Here is a 15923-nt window from a genome sequence, read left to right as displayed (position 1 = left end):
GGTCGTGGTGCTCCGCGGGTTTAGCTGTCCCGCCCGCACGGCGGAAAGCCGCAGTACAAGCGACAGCCCTCGAAAAACTCACCCGCGGTCTCACCGCGAAAGGCGATCACCATGGCGAACCACACCACCGACCCCGCCCAGCCCTCCACCGGACTGTCCGACCTCAGCGCCGGGTCCTGGGCCCTGGACGCGACCAGGTCATCAGTGGAGATCAAGCACAAGTCGATGTGGGGGCTGGCCACGATCAGGGCCGCCTTCACCAAGCTCAGCGGCGAAGGCGAGATCGGCCCCGACGGTTCCGCGCACGGCACGCTGACCATCGAGGCCGCGTCGATCCTCAGCAAGCAGGCCAAGCTCGACACCCACCTGCGCTCTGCTGACTTCTTCGATGTCGAGAGGTATCCGACGTTCACCTTCACCGCCACTGACGTCGTCGCCGACAGCGCCGGATTTGCCGAGGTCACCGGCCGCCTCACCGTGCTCGGTACGACCCGCCCGCTCACCTTCACCGCCCGCGCCACTGCCATCGGCCCGAACGACGTGACCCTCAGCGGCGAGGTCGCCATCGACCGCAACGACTTCGGCATGGGCTGGAACAAGGCCGGAATGATCAAAGGCCTCACCACCGTCACCCTCGCCACCCACTTCACCCGCCGCTAACGGGCCTGCAGCCGGACCTGCAGCCGGCCAGGATCAGCCCGGCGACGGTCTGTACGGTCAGCCGCCGCAGTACCAGTCGGCGTGCCAGTGGACGGTCGGCGGCTTGCAGGTGTGCTGGGTGGTCACCGTCCCTTCTCGGAAGGGCGGGCCGTCCCGGCCGGGGCCACATCCGCGCTCCGCTGGTGCCCCGACCTGGAAGCGGACGAGGGCTGGTGGTGGGAGGTCGAGAACTCACCCCGCGCCGCGGCCATCGCCGGCGAACCCCTCCAGGAGATCGCACTCGGTCACCCACTTCACGGCATCCCGCCCACCCCCTGGCTGGATTACGGGGCCTGCGACGACGTCCTCGTGCGCCTCGACGACGAGAACGCCCGCACCGGCAGGACCCCGTACCAGGTCGCAGTCATCCAGGTCACGCCGGATGGGCTCCGGGCGGAGGTGTACTCGTAGGCTGACCGGGCCGCCCGCCCCCGGCCCGGACCGCGGCGGCGAATCGCCACGACTCGATGTCGCGATAGCGGATCGGCCCGGGACCACGGCCGATGTTGCTGCCGACGAGGTGGAGACGTTCGGTCCACCACGGCCGGCCCACGAACCCGGTGAGCCCGGCCGCGGCCTGCGGCACACTGGTGGGATCGTCGCGGCGGGACCGTGCCAGGGTCAGATGGGGGCGCAGCGGGCGGTCCCTGAGCTCGATCCCGCAGGACCTGATCAGGTCCCGGACGTCGGCGGCGAGCAGGTGCAGTCCCTCCAGGTCCCCGTCGATCCCGCTCCACAGCAGTCGCTGGTCGAAGTGGCCGCCGCCCCGCAGGCCCAGGTGCAGGGCGGGGCGCGACGCAGTCGAAGCGGCCAGCGCCGACCGCAGCAGCGGCACTGCCGTGGATGGCAGTTCACCGAGGAAGGCCAGGGTGATGTGCCAGTCCTCGATCCGGTTCCACCGCAGCCGCGGGTACATGGCGTAGGCAGGCTGCAGGGCCTGGGCCAGTTCGTCCTTGGCCTCGTCGGGCGGAGCCAGTGCCACGAAGACGCGGAGGGTCGAGGGCTCGGGGTGATCGTCCACGAGGGGGGAGGTTAGCCGAGGGTAGGTCGCCTGCGCTCACTGGTGCCGCCGGCGCCGAGGTCCTGTTCCACTGCGGTGGCGGCGCCTGCCTCGTCGGGCAGCCACAGTTCGGCGGTGCGGGCGGGCCGTCGGGGCGCTGCTGGCGCAGGCCGATCAGCAGCACGGAACGCCGCCGAAGCGGCGCGGCCGGGTCGATGCCGGCCAGCAGCCGCCGGGCCGTGGAGGGTGGATGCGACCAGGCCGAACATCTCGGGCTGATCGCGCAGCAGCGCCAGGTCGGTGACCGCCTCGCCGCCGTCGGCGAGCATCTTCGCAAGATCGACGGTGATCCGGCCCGGATCGTGGCCGGTGCCGCGCGGACGAAGCCGACGCAGGACATCGCCGAAGGCCTGCGTGAGGCCGGTGGCTTCGGCGAGATCGGCCAGAAGTCGCGACCCGGCGTGGCCGACGACTCCGTGCCCATCGGTGGAGACGACGAGCCGGGGACGTGACCCGGCAGTGTGCACACGGGAGGTTCCTTCCCGCTGGGCTGACGGAGACCTTGGACAAGCCTCATCACCCCGGTTCAGAGGGCACTTGCGCGTTCCCGATCATGATCCAGACACAGCCCCAGGCGAAACGTGCGGGCCAACAGCGGTTCCGGCCCGACCAGTTGCCGGTTCCTCGATCGTTGCACCACCAGTTGTCGTCTGTGCCGATCGTGTCGATGACGACAGTGCCGCCTGCACTGAAGCCGCGTACGCGCCGTTCGGAGCGGCGCTCCTGGCGGCTCCGCCCAGAGACCGCCAGCCTCCGCTTCCCGACCGGATGTGGAAGATCTGGTGGTTCGTGCCGACAACGAACCACTCCACGTTGCCGTCAGGACAGGTGACGCTGCTGAAGTCAGAGCCACAGATCGTCCAGGCGTCCTTGAGGTCACGGCTGGCGCGGATGCGGCAGACCGCTGCCAGCGGGCGCTCAGCTGCCCGGCCGGCTGCCCCCTACCGCAGCAACCACGAACCAGTGGGCCGGCAGCGCGACCCGGGTGCCGTCCGGGTGGCGCTCGCTCATCGCGAGGTCGGTCTCGCCCTGGTCGAGGATCTCCAATGCGGCGCCACGCAGCAGCTCGGGCAGTTCCCCTGGGGCGACTTCGGCTGGGCGCAGTCGGTGCTTGCGGACCTGTCGGAGCTTGTCCGGCGGGCCGCCCGGCCGTTCGGCGACCTGTTGGAGCACCGCCTTGGCGGCGGCGGTCGGCTCGACCACGAAGCCCCGGCCGCGCCGGCCGAGCAGCAGGGCGGCGGCGGCCGCGACCGGCGCCCGGTCGGCCGGGTCGCTCTGGTGGAGCACTGCCCGCAGGTAGACGTTGGCCTCGCCGAGTCGGTCACCGAGTCGCCGCACCCCCACCAGGTCCGTGAGGTCGAGCTGTTCGAACTCGGCCACTGCGTCGCGGTCCACCCGACGGGCGTGGGCCACGGCCGAGGCTGACAGGTCGACGCCCACCGCGCGCGGGAAGTGCCCGGCCAGGTAGCGGGTCTGGGTGCCGTTGCCGCAGCCGAGGTCGACGATCGGCAGCATGCGGTCGGCGTGGGCCGCGAGCAGTGCGGTGTGCGGAGCCGCCGTCAGCGTCGCGTCCGCGTCCCAGAACGGCTCGCCCGGCTCGCCCGTGTTCTCGGCCCAGAAACCCTCCCACGCGCGCACGTAGCGCTCCGAAGCACTCATCAGCAGGTCTCTCCCGTGTGTCGTGGCAGCGTTGACAGTCTCCGTACCGGCCCTGGCACCGGCGGAAACCACGCGGCCCAATCCTTCACACCGCGTTCGACCCTGCACCGGTGGAACCACCAGCGAACGGGACCTGCTCGCCACGCAGCGCGAGGGCCGCAGTGCGGGTGCGCTCCAGTCAGCTCATGACCTGGCGCAGCGTGGCGGGGCCGAGGTCCCGGGTGAGCTCGCGGACCTGAAAGTCCTGGCTGTACCTCGCCGCCCTGGTACACCGAGGTCGCGCCCAACGAGCCCGGGACACCTGCACCTTCCGGTTCTCATGATGTGCAGTCGTCGGCTGCAAAAGGGCCACGCCGTCGTCATGTCGTCGAGGAGGACGTCGGTCCGAGCCGTAGGAGGCCGGGCACCGCGGCCAGACTGAGGACGAGCAGAAAGAGCCAGGGCCAGGCGGCGCCGCGGGCGAGCAGCAGGGTGAGCAGGCCGGGGGCGACGGCCTGGCCGACGTTCCAGGAGAGTTGGTAGACGGCCAGGTAGCGACCGCGCCGAGCCGGGTCGGCGAGCGAGACGCTGAGATCCTCTCGGCAGGGGGTCGCGACGGTCTCGGCGAGGTTGTACACGAGCATCGCGGTGTACAGGCCTGGCAGGACGGCCCAGCCGGGGGCGGCTGCGAGCAGCGCGAAGAGGCCGAAGGCGAACGCGTTGAGCAGTGCCCCGGCGGCGACCACCCGGGTGGGACGCCGACCCTCCAGACGGCGGGCGACGGCACTCTGGGTGAGAACGACCTGCACGCCGTTGAGGACGAGGAGAGAACCGGCCACCGAGGCGTTGCGGTGCAGGCCGACGGTGAGGTAGACGGCCAGCAGCATGCTGAGGATCATCGACGCGAAGACGAAGCTGAGGTTGACCGCCACCAGCAGCAGGTATCGCCGGTCCCGCAGCACCTCCCGGTAGCCACCCGTCCCGGCCGTCCTGGCCTCCCGCGCGGGCGCAGCGGTGGGCCGCCACGTGGCCAGCAGGATGGACGCGAGCAGGTAGCTGGCCGCGTTGAGCACCACCAGCAGCCGTAGCACTCCGGTACCGCCGCCGACCATCAGGACGGCTCCCAGCGCCCCGCCGAGGCCCATGCCGGTGTTGCGCAGCGTCTGCACCAAAGCGAACCACCGGGTGCGCTCGCCCTCGTGGGAGGCGAGGACCACCAGGCCGGTGCCGGCGGTCCAGTAGCCGGCGTGGCCGATCTGGGCGAGCAGGCAGACCAGGACGATCTGCCAGGCGTGGTGGGTGAGCAGGAACCCGCAGTAGGCGAGCGCGGAGAGCGCGTTGGCGCCGGACGCCACGACGCGGGCGCCGTGGCGGTCGATCAGCGGGCCGACGGCGAGGGCGGTGGGCAGGGCGAGCAGCCGGGCGGTGGAGACGGCGGCGCCGATCGCGGCGAGAGGGAGGGTGGTGGCGCGGGCGAAGTAGACGAGGACGAAGGCGAGGATCAGCCCGGTGCCGAGGCTGTCGACGAGGTGGGCGCCGATCAGGCGGGCGCGGCCGGCGGTGTCGGGCAGGCCGAGACGGTCGCGCAGCGGAGGGAGTGTGGCGGTGGTCATGCACCGAGGCTCGCTGGAATGATCACCACCGCCCACATATTCCAGCCTGATCGAATCCTCATGGGGGATGCCCGTGCTCACCTGGGAGTTCTCCGCACCGGACCTCGCCCGGACGCGGTTCGCCCGCTCGCCGCTGTGCGAGGTGACGACGAGCGTTGAGGTGCTCAAGGACCCGGGCCGGCACGCGGTCCATCTGCCCTGGGTGCGGCAGGCCGGACGGCGGCTGGCGGGGGTGTGCTGGGATCTGCTGTCCCAGCTGGTGCGGCTGCCGACGGTGTACGTGCCGGACTTCCTGACTCCGGTGCCGGCGGCGTCCAGCCCGACGATCGAGCAGGCGCTGGCAGACCTGGCCGCCACCGATCCCGCGGTGGTGCGCCGCGACCTCGCCCGGATCAAGGGTGAACTGTCCCCGCTGGTCGTGGAGCGAGCAAGGGTTCCATGTACAGGAACGGCGAGTACAGCGCAACCGGGCAGCGCGGGAGCGGCTCTATTCTCCGTTCAGCCGAGCGGGGAACCCGCCGTACCGAGGGTGTCGCGAAGCCACTGCTCGACACCTGCCACGTGGACCGTCGCCCAGGAGTGCGCGAGGTCGGGAGCTCGGCGGGCGATGGCGTCGAGGATGGCGTGGTGCTGCTGGCGGGTGCGCTCGACCGCGCCCTCCTCCGTCAGTCCGCGCCAGATCCGCGCGCGTGCGGTCGGGCCGGACAGGCCGTCGATCAGCGAGCAGAGCACGGTGTTGCCCGAGCCGGCGGCGATCCGGCGGTGGAACTCGAGGTCGTTGTCGATCAGTTCCTGAAGCGTGGCGTCGTCGCTGAGGCCGTCCAGCACCTCGCGCAGGGCTGTGATGTCCTCGTCCGACATGACCCGAGCGGCCATGGCCGCAGCGGCGGGCTCCAGGATGCGGCGGACCTCCAGGAATTCCAGGACCGTGTCGTCCTGGTGGAAGTCGACGACGAAGCCCAGGGCGTCCAGCAATAGGTTCGGTTCCAGGCTGGTCACGTACGTACCGTCGCCCTGGCGCACGTCGAGTACCCGGATGAGCGAGAGGGCCTTGACCGCCTCGCGCAAGGAGCTGCGGGAGAGGCCGAGCCGCTCGGCGAGGTCAGCCTCCCTCGGAAGGCGAGAGCCGGGGCGGAGCTCGCCGCTGACGATCATCGCCTTGATCTTCTCGATCGCCTCGTCAGTGACTGGCACTGCATGCCTCCCATGGTCATGTGCCTTGCAGCATAGTCCTCGCCGCACGATTCGAACTCATCTTCGAAATAGCGGTCGCCCATCACGCCGTACTCGCCCGGTCCGAGCCGACGTCCTGCAGTCCTGTCGCCGGGGGTTGCTCACGCCTCGTCGTCGGGCGGCCCAGGTGGCCGCAGTCCGTACACCCGGATCGCGTTGCGGCTGAACACAGCTTCCTTCTCCCTTGGGCTGAGCCGGTCGGTGAGGCGGTCGGCGATCCGGATGACTTCGGGGTAGCCGGCCTGGAGGGTGCAGACCGGCCAGTCGGAGCCGAAGAGGATCCGGTGCGGGCCGAAGGTGTCCAGCGTGGTGTCGGCGTAGGGCCTGAGGTCCACGGTTCGCCAGCTGCCCGGGGTGGCCTCGGTGACCATTCCGGAGAGTTTGCACACGGTGTTGGGCAGTGCCGCCAGCCGGCGCAGGTCGGCTGCCCAGGGGTCGAGCGCGCCGGTGGCGATGGGCGGCTTGCCGAGGTGGTCGAGGACGAAGGTCAGCCCGGTGATGCCGGCGGCGGCGAGGGCGGCGGCGCGCAGGTGGTGCGGCTTGACGACGAGGTCGTAGGCGAGGCCGGCTGCGGCGACGGCGAGCAGCCCGCGGCGGACGTCCCGGCGGAGCAGCCAGTTCGGGTCGGGCTCGTCCTGGACCTGGTGGCGGATGCCCACCAGCCGGTCTCCACCGGGAAGTTCGCGCAGGGCCGCGATCGTGTCGGCGACGTCCGGGGCGGTGAGGTCGGTCCAGCCGACGACCCCGGTGACCAGGTCGTTGCCGGCGGCGAGGGCCAACAGCTCCGGGGTCTCCTCGGGGACGCAGACCGTCTGGACGGCGACGGTGCCCACCACGCCGGCAGTACGCGCCTCGGCTTCGAGCTCGGCGGCGGAGAAGGAGCGGGCGAGCGGTGCGAGGGACTCGCCGGCGATCCAGGGCTGCGGGCGGACGTCCAGGTCCCATACGTGGTGGTGCGCGTCGATGATCTGCCGGCCGGTCACAGCTGCCACACCACCGGGATGCCTGCGGTGGCGCCGTCCTTCGAGTAGTCGTGGACCACGTCGAGGAGGTCTGCCATGCGGGCCTGCCAGGCGACGTTGACCGGCAGGTGCTCCAGCGCGGCGAGCAGGCGACCGTAGTCCTCGCATTCGAGCAGGTGGAAGAGCTCGCAGCCGCTGCGCCAGATGGTCCAGGAGGTCGCGCCGGCGGCGCGGATCGCGGCGGTCAGCTCGTCCGGCACCGCGCGGTGTGCGGCCTCGTACTCCTCGATCCGGTCCTCGCGGACGCGGGTGTGCAGGGCGATTCTCATGGCTGCTGCTCCGGGCGGGCGGGGTCGACGATGATGACGTCCAGGGTGCGGGGCCCGTGGACGCCTTCCACGCGGTCGAGTTCGATGTCGCTGGTGGCGGACGGGCCGGAGATGAAGGTCAGTGGCCGGGTCGGGTCGAGCCGGGCAAGGGCGTCGGGGACGTCGTCGGCGATCTGTTCGGCCCGGATGACGCACAGGTGGTAGTCGGGGACGAGGGTGAGGGCGCGCCGGCCCTGGCCGGGGCCGGCGTCCAGGACGATGGTGCCGGTGACGGCGATGCCGGCGGCGGCGAGGGTGATCGCTCCGTCCAGGGCGTCCAGGGCGGGGATGTCCAGGGGTTCCGTGTGCCACTCCCAACTGCCGACCGGCAGGAGGGCGACGGGAAATCCACCCGGCAGGGCCAGGTTGCGGGCATCGTGTCTGGCGAGGGCGGCGGCGATGGCGTCGGACAGGCCGGCCCGGTCGGTACGGGTGACGGTGGCGCGGTAGTCGGCGACGCGTTCGGCGAACAGCGCCACCGTGTTCTCGCCCGGCCGGGTGTGGGTGCGGCGGTAGTCGCGGGGCACGGGCACGTCGCCCGGGGTCTCGTCGGCAGGGACGTCGGCTAGTGCGGCGCGGATGCGGCCGAGGACGGTCTCGCGGCTGCTCATCGCTCCCCTTCCTTGTTCTTGCGCCACCAGGTGCGGAAGGACTCGGCGGGCGGCGCGGGGGTGTCACGGGTGTCGGACCACCCGTGCAGCGGGCCGGGCAGTCGGCCGATGCGGCCGCGTCGGGCGAGCGCACGGCCGCCGAGACTCGCCGCCTTCTGCGCAGCGGCGAGCAGCTGTGGGGAGTCGAGAACTCTGGCTGCGGCCTTCATCGCCACGGCCTCGGCCGTGGGCAGGCGTTCGGAGGTCCGCTTCGCCTCGACGACCTCGGCCCGCAGGTGGGCCAGGACCTCCGGGATGTTGATCTTTACGGGGCAGGCGTCGTAGCAGGCCCCGCACAGGGTGGAGGCGAAGGGCAGCGACGCGGCCGCGCTTTTTATGTCACCGTCCACTCCCACCAGCTGCGGGGTGAGAACGGCGCCGATCGGTCCGGGGTACACCGAGCCGTAGGCGTGGCCGCCGGTGCGCTCGAAGACCGGACAGACGTTGAGGCAGGCCGAGCAGCGGATGCAGGCGAGGGCCTGGCGTCCGACGGTGTCTGCGAGGGTGTCGCTGCGGCCGTTGTCGAGCAGCACCAGGTGGAAGTCCTGCGGCCCGTCGCCGTCGGTGGTGCCGGTCCAGCTGGAGGTGTAGGGGTTCATCCGCTCGCCGGTGGAGGAGCGCGGTAGCAGCTGGAGGAACACCTCCAGGTCGGACCAGGTGGGGACGACCTTCTCGATACCCATGACGGTGATCAGGGTCTCGGGCAGGGTCAGGCACATCCGGCCGTTGCCCTCGGACTCCACGACGACGACGGTACCGGTGTCGGCCATGGCGAAGTTGGCGCCGGAGACGGCGACCTTGGCGGTGAGGAACTTCTCGCGCAGGTGCAAGCGGGCGGCCTCCGCGAGTTCGGCCGGGTCGTCGCCCAGCCCGTCGGGCGCCGGTTGACCCCACTCGCCCATCCTGGCGGTGAAGAGGTCGCGGATCTCGGTGCGGTTCCGGTGGATCGTCGGGACCAGGATGTGGGAGGGCCGGTCGTCTCCCAGCTGGACGATGAGCTCGGCGAGGTCGGTCTCGTACGCGGTGATCCCTGCCTCGGCGAGGTGTTCGTTGAGGCCGATCTCCTGGGTGACCATGGACTTGACCTTCACGACCTCCTGCTCGCCGGTCGCGCGTACCAGGTCGGTGACGATCCGGTTGGCCTCGGCAGCGTCGGCGGCCCAGTGCACGGTTCCGCCCGCCGCGGTGACGGACTGCTCCAACTGCACCAGGTAGCGGTCGAGATGGCGCGCGGTGCGCTTCTTGATCGCGGCGGCCGAGTCGCGCAGCGCCTCCCAGTCGTCCAACTCCGCGGCCACCGTGAGGCGCTTGTCGCGGATGGTGGAGGTGGCCCGTTTGAGGTTGGCGCGCAATTGGGTGTTCTTCAGTGCCTCGCGGGCGGCGTCGGGGAAGGACGGTGAGCCGAGCCAGACCACGCCGCGGTCGCCGGGGTTGCTCATTGCGCGGCTCCTTCGGTGGCTGCGAGGATCTCGGCCAGGTGCATGGTCCGGACCGGACTGCCCTGCCTGGAGAGGCCGCCGCCGATGTGCATCAGGCACGAGTTGTCGGCAGCGCACAGCACCTCGGCGCCGGTGTCCCGGACTCCCCGCGTCTTGTCGGTGAGCATCGCGGCGGAGGTGTCGGCGTTCTTGACGGCGAAGGTGCCGCCGAAGCCGCAGCAGGAGTCGGCGGCCGGGAGGTCGAGCAGCTCGATGTCCTCGACGGCTCGCAGCAGTTGCAGCGGACGGTCGCCGAGCCGCAGGCCGCGCAGCGAGTGGCAGGTGGGGTGGTAGGTGACGCGGTGCGGGAACCGGGCGCCGACGTCGGTGACACCGAGGACATGGGTGAGGAATTCGGTGAACTCGTGCACTCTGGGCACTACTTCGGCGACCTGCCGCTGGAGCTCGGCGTGCCCGTACTCCTCGGCCAGTACCGGGTGGTTGTCCCGCACCATGCCGGCGCACGACGCGGACGGGGTGACCACCGCGTCGTACTCGGCGAAGGTCCGGGCGAAGCGCGACACCAGTGGCACGGCGTCCGGGCGGTAGCCGGTGTTGAAGTGCATCTGTCCGCAGCAGGTCTGCTCCTGCGGGAAGTCGACTGTGTGGCCGAGCCGTTCCAGGACGGTCACCACCGCCCGGCCGGTGCCCGGAAACATGGTGTCGTTGAAGCAGGTGATGAACAGGGCGATACGCATCAGCCCACCTCCGAAGGGGTCGGCACGTCTGCGGCGAGCATCCCGCGCTCCTTCAACTCCACCCACAGCGCATCCGGGATGGGGTGGTGGAGCATTGCGGCGGCGTCCCGCGCCTCGGCGGCGCTGCGGGTGCCGACCAGGACGCTCGCTACGGCTGGGTGCCCGAACGGGAATCGCAGGGCGGCGGCGCGCAGCGGCACGCCGTACCGTTCGCAGACGATCCTGAAGCCGATCGCACGCTCAAGCAACTGCAGGTTTGCGGGAGCGTAGTCGAAGGTGGCGCCGGGTCTGGGGTCGGCGAGCAGGCCGGAGTTGAAGACCCCGCCGATCACCACGCCGACGCCGCGCTGGTGGGCGAGGGGCAGGAGTTCGGTGAGACCGCACTGGTCGAGCAGGCTGTAGCGGCCGGCCAGCAGCACGGCATCGACGTCCGTCTCGCGGACGAAGCGGGTGAGCAGGTCGGCGTGGTTCATGCCGACACCGATCGCCCCCAGCACGCCCTCTGCGCGCAGCCGTTCCAACTCGGGGTAGGCCTCGGCGAGGGCCTGCTCGGCATGGTCGTCGGGATCGTGCAGGTAGGCGACGTCGATCCGGTCCAGGCCGAGCCGGTTCAGGCTCTCCTCGATGGAACTGCGCACGCCCTTCGCACTGAAGTCCCAGCTTCGGCGGTGAGTCGCGGGGACGGCGAAGCCGTTGGCGAGGTCGTCGCCGCCGAGGTCGGCCGGCTCCAGCAGCCTGCCGACCTTGGTGGACAGCACGTACTCGCTGCGGGGCCTGGCGCTCAGCGCGTCGCCGAGGCGGCGTTCGGACAGGCCGAGCCCGTAGTGCGGGGCGGTGTCGAAGTAGCGAACGCCCGCCTCCCAGGCGGCTGCCACGGCCTGCTCGGCCTGCTCGTCGCTCACCGCCGTGAACAGGTTGCCGATTCCGGCCCCGCCGAAGGAGAGTTCGCTGACCCCTACCAGGGTTCGACCCAGTCGGTTGCGGTGCAGGTTCAAGGCTTCGGCTCCGAGCGAAGGCGCAGGCCGGCCATGCCGCCGTCGACCGCGAGGGCGGTGCCGGTGACGCTGCCGGCCGCCGGAGAGGCAAGGTAGGCGATGGCCGCGGCCACCTCCTCCGCAGTGACCAGGCGACCGGTCGGCTGGCGGCCGTTCAGCGCGGCGCGCTCGGCGGTCGGATCTGCGGCGGCGTCCAGCAGCCGGCCGACCCACGGAGTGTCGACGGTGCCCGGGTTGACGCAGTTGACCCGGATGCCTTCGCGAACGTGGTCGGCGGCCATGGCGAGGGTGAGCGAGAGCACCGCGCCCTTGGACGCCGAGTACAGGGCGCGCTGCGGCAACCCGGCGGTGGCGGCGATGGAGCAGGTGTTGACGATCGAGGCGGTTCGCCCCGGATTGGACGACACAGAGCGGCGCAGGTACGGCAGGGCAGCACGGGTGACCCGGACCAGCCCCAGGACGTTGACGTCCAGCACCCGGTGCCACTGCGCGTCGTCGTTGTCCTCCACCGTCCCCGCCGCGCCGATGCCGGCGTTGTTGACCAGGATGTCGATGCCGCCGAGTGACTCGGCCGCGCCGATGACAGCGGCGCGGACCGAGGCGTCGTCACTGACATCGGCGGTGAAACCGCGCAGCGAGGCAGGGGCGCCGCCGGGGTCGAGGTCGAGGACGGCGACCTGCGCGCCGCGCTCGGCGAGCAGCCGGGCGGTGGCCAGGCCGATGCCGGAGGCGCCGCCGGTGACCAGGGCGGTGAGGCCCTCGAGTTCGGTCGTCACGCGCGCTCCTCGGTGTCCGCGCCGCAGAGGTCGGCGGCCGTGTCCGCGGCCCAGAACGCGCCGCCGGGGTAGGTGTAGGTGTCGATGGTGGCCTGGTGCATCGTGGCTGAGAAGCCGGGCACGGTGGGCGCCCGGTAGTGACCGTCGCCGATCCTCACCGGGTCGAGGAAGTGCTGGTGCAGGTGGTCGACGTACTCGATGACACGGTCCTCGGTGGTGGCGGAGAGGGCGACGTAGTCGAACATCGACAGGTGCTGGACCAGCTCGCACAGACCCACGCCGCCGGCGTGCGGACAGACCGGGACGCCGAACTTGGCGGCCAGCAGCAGGATGGCGAGGTTCTCGTTGACGCCGGCCACCCGGGCGGAGTCCAGCTGGAGGACGTCGATGGCGCAGGCCTGGAGCAGCTGCTTGAAGACGATGCGGTTCTGCACGTGCTCGCCGGTGGCGACCTTGATCGGGTGGACGCCCCGCCGGACGGCGGCGTGGCCGAGCACGTCGTCGGGGCTGGTGGGCTCCTCGATCCAGTACGGGTCGAACTCGGCGAGGGCGTTCGTCCACTCGATGGCCTCGGCGACGTTCCAGCGCTGGTTGGCGTCGATCGCCATGCGGATGTCTGCGCCGACGGCCGCGCGGGCGGCGCGGCAGCGGCGGATGTCGTCCGCCAGGTCGGCGCCGACCTTCAGCTTGATCTGGGTGAAGCCGTCGGCCACGGCCTGCTTGGCGAGGCGGGTGAGCTTCTCGTCGCTGTAGCCGAGCCAGCCGGGCGAGGTGGTGTAGGCGGGGTAGCCGCGGTGCAGCAGTTCGGCGGTCCGTTCGGGTGCGCCCTGCTTGCCCTTGCGCAGGAGCTCCAGGGCCTCGTCGGGCGTCAGTGCGTCCGCGATGTAGCGGAAGTCAACCTGGGAGACCAACCACGCGGGGTCGGCGTCGGCGAGCAGCTGCCACAGGGGCTTGCCCTCGCGCTTGGCCGCCAGGTCCCAGACCGCGTTGACGACGGCGCCGACGGCCATGTGCATCACGCCCTTCTCGGGGCCGAGCCAGCGCAGCTGGCTGTCGCCGATCAGGTCGCGGTACAGGGTGCCGGGGTCGGCGCACAGGTCGGCGACGGAGCGTCCGATGACGTGCGGGCTCAGCGCGTCGATGGCGGCCACCTGAACGTCGTTGCCGCGGCCGATGGTGAAGGTGAAGCCGTGCCCTTCGTGGCCGCCTGCCGAGGTTCGGAGGATCACGTAGGCGGCGGAGTAGTCGGGGTCGGGGTTCATCGCGTCCGACCCGTCCAGCTCCCGCGAGGTGGGGAAGCGGATGTCGAAGGTCTCGACGGCGGTGATCCGCGCAGCGGTGGTTGCGGACAACTCGGTGCCTTTCACGCGTTGATGAACGTCTGGCGCTGGATGCCGAGGCCGTCGATGGACAGCTCGACCACATCGCCCTCGCGCAGGTACGGGGTGCCGGCCAGGCCCAGGGCCACGCCGGCCGGAGTGCCGGTGTTGATCACGTCGCCGGGGCGCAGCACCATGTACTGGCTCAGGTACCAGACCAGGTACGCAACCTCGAAGATCATGTTCTTGGTATCGCCGTCCTGCCGCACCTCGCCGTTGACCGCGAGCCGCAGCCCGAGCGACTGCGGCTCGGCGATCTCATCGGATGTCACCAGCCAGGGACCGAGCGGGTTGAAGGTCTCGCAGGACTTGCCGAGGTCCCACTGTGCGGAGTACTCCAGCTGGAACTCACGCTCGGAGACGTCGTTGCTGATCGTGTAACCGGCGATGCACACGTCGGCCTCGGCGGGGCTCGCCAGGTAGCGGGCCTCACGGCCGATGACGACCGCCAGCTCGACCTCCCAGTCCGTCTTCACCGAACCACGCGGGATCAGTACCCGGTCGTAGGGGCCGACCACGGTGGACGGGTCCTTCATGAAGACCACCGGCCGCTCGGGGACGGCCGCTCCCGTCTCCGCCGCGTGGTCACGGTAGTTGAGGCCGATGCACACCACCTTCCCCGGGCGGGCGATGGGAGCGCCGACCCGCAGGCCGACTGTGTCGACGGTCGGGAGCGAGCCCTCGGCCAGCGTCTCCCGGACCCGGTCGATCCCCCCGGAGGCGAGGAACGCCCCGTCGATGTCGCCGGTCAGGGCCGTGAGTGCGAACGTGGCGCCGGTCCGGTCGATGACGACCGGAGTCTCGGCTCCCGGTACACCGATGCGCCCTAGTCTCATGTCTTCTCTCCTGTCGTCGCGCCGAGAGCCGAGGCCTCACAGCCGCCAACACATCGGATGAATCTGCGGTGCCTGACCATACGAGCACCGCCCGCGCCGCCGCAAGAAGTCCTCCGATGATTGTCGGCGGATCTGGCCCGCGTTCCTCCATGTACGCAACTCACAAGGCGCATTTCAGGCCTATCGCATCCGCGCGGGAAACCCGGATGTCACGGTTGGAAATCATCCGAGGTCTCCTCTTGTCAGCCAGATGCCCGGCTCGTAAGGTCCTCACTGCCCCAAGCCATCCGATGAGTGAGGGCTTTTCGGTCCGCTGCCGGCTCTCACGGACCGCCGCAACCACGGACCGGTCACCCCCTGCGCCGGGCCGCGCCGCTTCCGAACCCACCCCGTCAGGGGCTCCTGCCACCCCAGCCAAGGAGATCAGCACCATGAACCCTCGCTCCTCCAGAGTCGCGGCCACCGCCGCCGCCGTGGTCGTCCTGGCGGGGCTCGCCACGGCTTGCAACCGCGGCAGCGACTCGAACACCTCCGCCTCCGGCGGCAAGACGGCCATCGGCGTCGACCTGCCGCGTGCGGACTCCGACTTCTGGAACTCCTACGCGCAGTACATCAAGCAGGACGGCTCCTCCCAGGGCCTGAACACCCTGCCGGTGAGCAACTCCCAGAACGACGTCACCAAGCTCGTCGCCAACGTCCAGGTCTTCCAGAACACCGGCGCCAAGGCCGTCGTGATGGCCCCGCAGGACACCGGTGCCATCGCCTCCACCCTCGACGCGCTGGCCGCCAAGAAGATCCCCGTGGTAAGCGTCGACACCCGACCCGACAAGGGGCAGGTGTACATGGTGGTCCGCGCCGACAACAAGGCGTACGGCACCAAGGCCTGTGAGTTCCTGGGCAAGCAGCTCGGTGGCAAGGGCAAGGTCGCCGAGTTCCAGGGCGCGCTGAGCTCCATCAACGGCCGCGACCGCTCCGAGGCGTTCGCCGCCTGTATGAAGGAGAAGTTCCCCGGCATCCAGGTGATCGAGCTGGCCACCGACTGGAAGGGCGACGTCGCCTCCGCCAAGCTCCAGTCCACCCTGGCCGCCAACCCGGACCTCGGCGGCATCTACATGCAGGCCGGCGGCGTCTTCCTCCAGCCCACCCTCGCCCTGCTCCAGCAGAAGGGCCTGCTCAAACCCGCTGGCCAGCCCGGCCACATCGCGATCATCTCCAACGACGGCATCCCGCAGGAGTTCGACGCGATCCGCAAGGGCGAGATCGACGCCACCGTCTCCCAGCCGGCCGACCTCTACGCCAAGTACGCGCTGTTCTACGCCCAGGCCGGAGCCGAGGGCAAGACCTTCCAGCCCGGCCCCACCGACCACGGGTCGACCATCGTCCAGCTGCCGAACGGCCTGGAGGACCAGCTCCCCGCGCCGCTGGTGACCAAGGACAACGTCGACGACAAGTCCCTGTGGGGCAACAACGTCAGCAAGTAATCCCGGCACCCTCGTGAACGGCGGCGCTCCGATCCTCCCGCTCAGGCCGCCGTTCAC

17 protein-coding genes are annotated in these 15923 nt (G+C 70.8%); 4 read left to right on the top strand and 13 right to left on the bottom strand.

Going from position 1 to position 15923, the window contains the following annotated elements:
* The first annotated feature begins 111 nt into the window (after positions 1-111).
* Positions 112-660 carry a YceI family protein gene (locus ACFC1R_RS33120; protein ID WP_375945037.1) on the top strand — a complete coding sequence of 183 codons (549 nt, stop codon included), beginning with the start codon at positions 112-114 and terminating at the stop codon, positions 658-660.
* A 111-nt stretch (positions 661-771) separates the two neighbouring features.
* Complete coding sequence (locus ACFC1R_RS33115; protein ID WP_375945035.1) at positions 772-1110, top strand: hypothetical protein; 339 nt, start codon at positions 772-774, stop codon at positions 1108-1110.
* Here ACFC1R_RS33115 and thpR read toward each other — a convergent pair.
* The gene (gene thpR / locus ACFC1R_RS33110; protein WP_375945033.1) at positions 1073-1720 is read right to left on the bottom strand and encodes an RNA 2',3'-cyclic phosphodiesterase; all 648 of its coding nucleotides are present in this window, start codon (positions 1718-1720) and stop codon (positions 1073-1075) included. The two genes, ACFC1R_RS33115 and thpR, sit on opposite strands and share 38 nt — an antisense overlap.
* A gap of 194 nt (positions 1721-1914) precedes the next feature.
* Here thpR and ACFC1R_RS33105 point away from each other — a divergent pair, with 194 nt between their 5' ends.
* Positions 1915-2211, top strand: coding sequence for a hypothetical protein (locus ACFC1R_RS33105; protein WP_375945031.1), 297 nt, complete (start codon positions 1915-1917; stop codon positions 2209-2211).
* 466 nt (positions 2212-2677) lie between these two features.
* Here ACFC1R_RS33105 and ACFC1R_RS33100 read toward each other — a convergent pair whose 3' ends face one another.
* The 12 genes from ACFC1R_RS33100 to ACFC1R_RS33045 form a co-directional block, all read right to left on the bottom strand.
* The gene (locus ACFC1R_RS33100) at positions 2678-3418 is read right to left on the bottom strand and encodes a class I SAM-dependent methyltransferase (protein ID WP_375945029.1); all 741 of its coding nucleotides are present in this window, start codon (positions 3416-3418) and stop codon (positions 2678-2680) included.
* A gap of 359 nt (positions 3419-3777) precedes the next feature.
* Complete coding sequence (locus tag ACFC1R_RS33095; protein WP_375945027.1) at positions 3778-5010, bottom strand: MFS transporter; 1233 nt, start codon at positions 5008-5010, stop codon at positions 3778-3780.
* 498 nt (positions 5011-5508) lie between these two features.
* Positions 5509-6204: a FadR/GntR family transcriptional regulator gene (locus ACFC1R_RS33090; RefSeq protein WP_375945025.1), complete on the bottom strand. Its 696-nt coding sequence runs from the start codon at positions 6202-6204 to the stop codon at positions 5509-5511.
* A gap of 140 nt (positions 6205-6344) precedes the next feature.
* On the bottom strand, positions 6345-7226 hold the full coding sequence (locus ACFC1R_RS33085) for an amidohydrolase family protein (RefSeq protein ID WP_375945044.1): 882 nt from the start codon (positions 7224-7226) through the stop codon (positions 6345-6347).
* The gene (locus ACFC1R_RS33080; protein ID WP_375945023.1) at positions 7223-7534 is read right to left on the bottom strand and encodes an L-rhamnose mutarotase; all 312 of its coding nucleotides are present in this window, start codon (positions 7532-7534) and stop codon (positions 7223-7225) included. Before ACFC1R_RS33080 ends, ACFC1R_RS33085 begins: the two co-directional genes overlap by 4 nt.
* A complete protein-coding gene (locus ACFC1R_RS33075; protein WP_375945021.1) occupies positions 7531-8184 on the bottom strand; it encodes a lactate utilization protein C in 654 nt (217 codons plus the stop codon). The genes ACFC1R_RS33080 and ACFC1R_RS33075 overlap by 4 nt, the downstream gene beginning before the upstream one ends.
* Positions 8181-9662, bottom strand: coding sequence for a LutB/LldF family L-lactate oxidation iron-sulfur protein (locus ACFC1R_RS33070; RefSeq protein ID WP_375945019.1), 1482 nt, complete (start codon positions 9660-9662; stop codon positions 8181-8183). Before ACFC1R_RS33070 ends, ACFC1R_RS33075 begins: the two co-directional genes overlap by 4 nt.
* Positions 9659-10399 carry a (Fe-S)-binding protein gene (locus tag ACFC1R_RS33065; protein ID WP_375945017.1) on the bottom strand — a complete coding sequence of 247 codons (741 nt, stop codon included), beginning with the start codon at positions 10397-10399 and terminating at the stop codon, positions 9659-9661. The genes ACFC1R_RS33070 and ACFC1R_RS33065 overlap by 4 nt, the downstream gene beginning before the upstream one ends.
* Complete coding sequence (locus ACFC1R_RS33060) at positions 10399-11388, bottom strand: aldo/keto reductase (RefSeq protein WP_375945042.1); 990 nt, start codon at positions 11386-11388, stop codon at positions 10399-10401. The genes ACFC1R_RS33065 and ACFC1R_RS33060 overlap by 1 nt, the downstream gene beginning before the upstream one ends.
* A gap of 2 nt (positions 11389-11390) precedes the next feature.
* Positions 11391-12170 (bottom strand): SDR family NAD(P)-dependent oxidoreductase, encoded by a 780-nt coding sequence (locus tag ACFC1R_RS33055; RefSeq protein WP_375945015.1) that lies wholly within the window; start codon positions 12168-12170, stop codon positions 11391-11393.
* Positions 12167-13522, bottom strand: a complete 1356-nt coding sequence (locus tag ACFC1R_RS33050) for an L-fuconate dehydratase (protein WP_375945013.1) — start codon at positions 13520-13522, stop codon at positions 12167-12169. Before ACFC1R_RS33050 ends, ACFC1R_RS33055 begins: the two co-directional genes overlap by 4 nt.
* 11 nt (positions 13523-13533) lie before the next feature.
* Entirely contained in the window at positions 13534-14385 is an 852-nt protein-coding gene (locus ACFC1R_RS33045) for a fumarylacetoacetate hydrolase family protein (RefSeq protein WP_375945011.1), read from the bottom strand.
* 431 nt (positions 14386-14816) lie between these two features.
* Here ACFC1R_RS33045 and ACFC1R_RS33040 point away from each other — a divergent pair, with 431 nt between their 5' ends.
* Entirely contained in the window at positions 14817-15866 is a 1050-nt protein-coding gene (locus ACFC1R_RS33040; RefSeq protein ID WP_375945009.1) for a sugar ABC transporter substrate-binding protein, read from the top strand.
* The last annotated feature ends 57 nt before the right edge of the window (positions 15867-15923 follow it).

It is taken from the genome of Kitasatospora sp. NPDC056138 (assembly GCF_042264695.1).
In the GTDB taxonomy this organism is placed as follows: domain Bacteria; phylum Actinomycetota; class Actinomycetes; order Streptomycetales; family Streptomycetaceae; genus Kitasatospora.
Note: the sequence above shows the minus strand (reverse complement) of the source record. Positions and strands in the feature narration are given on the sequence as shown.

Excerpts from the sequence above, each read along its gene's own strand:
- ACFC1R_RS33120 (WP_375945037.1), top strand. The coding sequence starts at position 112 with ATGGCGAACCACACCACCGACCCCGCCCAGCCCTCCACCGGACTGTCC.
- ACFC1R_RS33105 (WP_375945031.1), top strand. The coding sequence starts at position 1,915 with ATGCCGGCCAGCAGCCGCCGGGCCGTGGAGGGTGGATGCGACCAGGCC.
- ACFC1R_RS33100 (WP_375945029.1), bottom strand. The coding sequence starts at position 3,418 with ATGAGTGCTTCGGAGCGCTACGTGCGCGCGTGGGAGGGTTTCTGGGCC.
- ACFC1R_RS33095 (WP_375945027.1), bottom strand. The coding sequence starts at position 5,010 with ATGACCACCGCCACACTCCCTCCGCTGCGCGACCGTCTCGGCCTGCCC.
- ACFC1R_RS33080 (WP_375945023.1), bottom strand. The coding sequence starts at position 7,534 with ATGAGAATCGCCCTGCACACCCGCGTCCGCGAGGACCGGATCGAGGAG.
- ACFC1R_RS33075 (WP_375945021.1), bottom strand. The coding sequence starts at position 8,184 with ATGAGCAGCCGCGAGACCGTCCTCGGCCGCATCCGCGCCGCACTAGCC.
- ACFC1R_RS33070 (WP_375945019.1), bottom strand. The coding sequence starts at position 9,662 with ATGAGCAACCCCGGCGACCGCGGCGTGGTCTGGCTCGGCTCACCGTCC.
- ACFC1R_RS33065 (WP_375945017.1), bottom strand. The coding sequence starts at position 10,399 with ATGCGTATCGCCCTGTTCATCACCTGCTTCAACGACACCATGTTTCCG.
- ACFC1R_RS33045 (WP_375945011.1), bottom strand. The coding sequence starts at position 14,385 with ATGAGACTAGGGCGCATCGGTGTACCGGGAGCCGAGACTCCGGTCGTC.
- ACFC1R_RS33040 (WP_375945009.1), top strand. The coding sequence starts at position 14,817 with ATGAACCCTCGCTCCTCCAGAGTCGCGGCCACCGCCGCCGCCGTGGTC.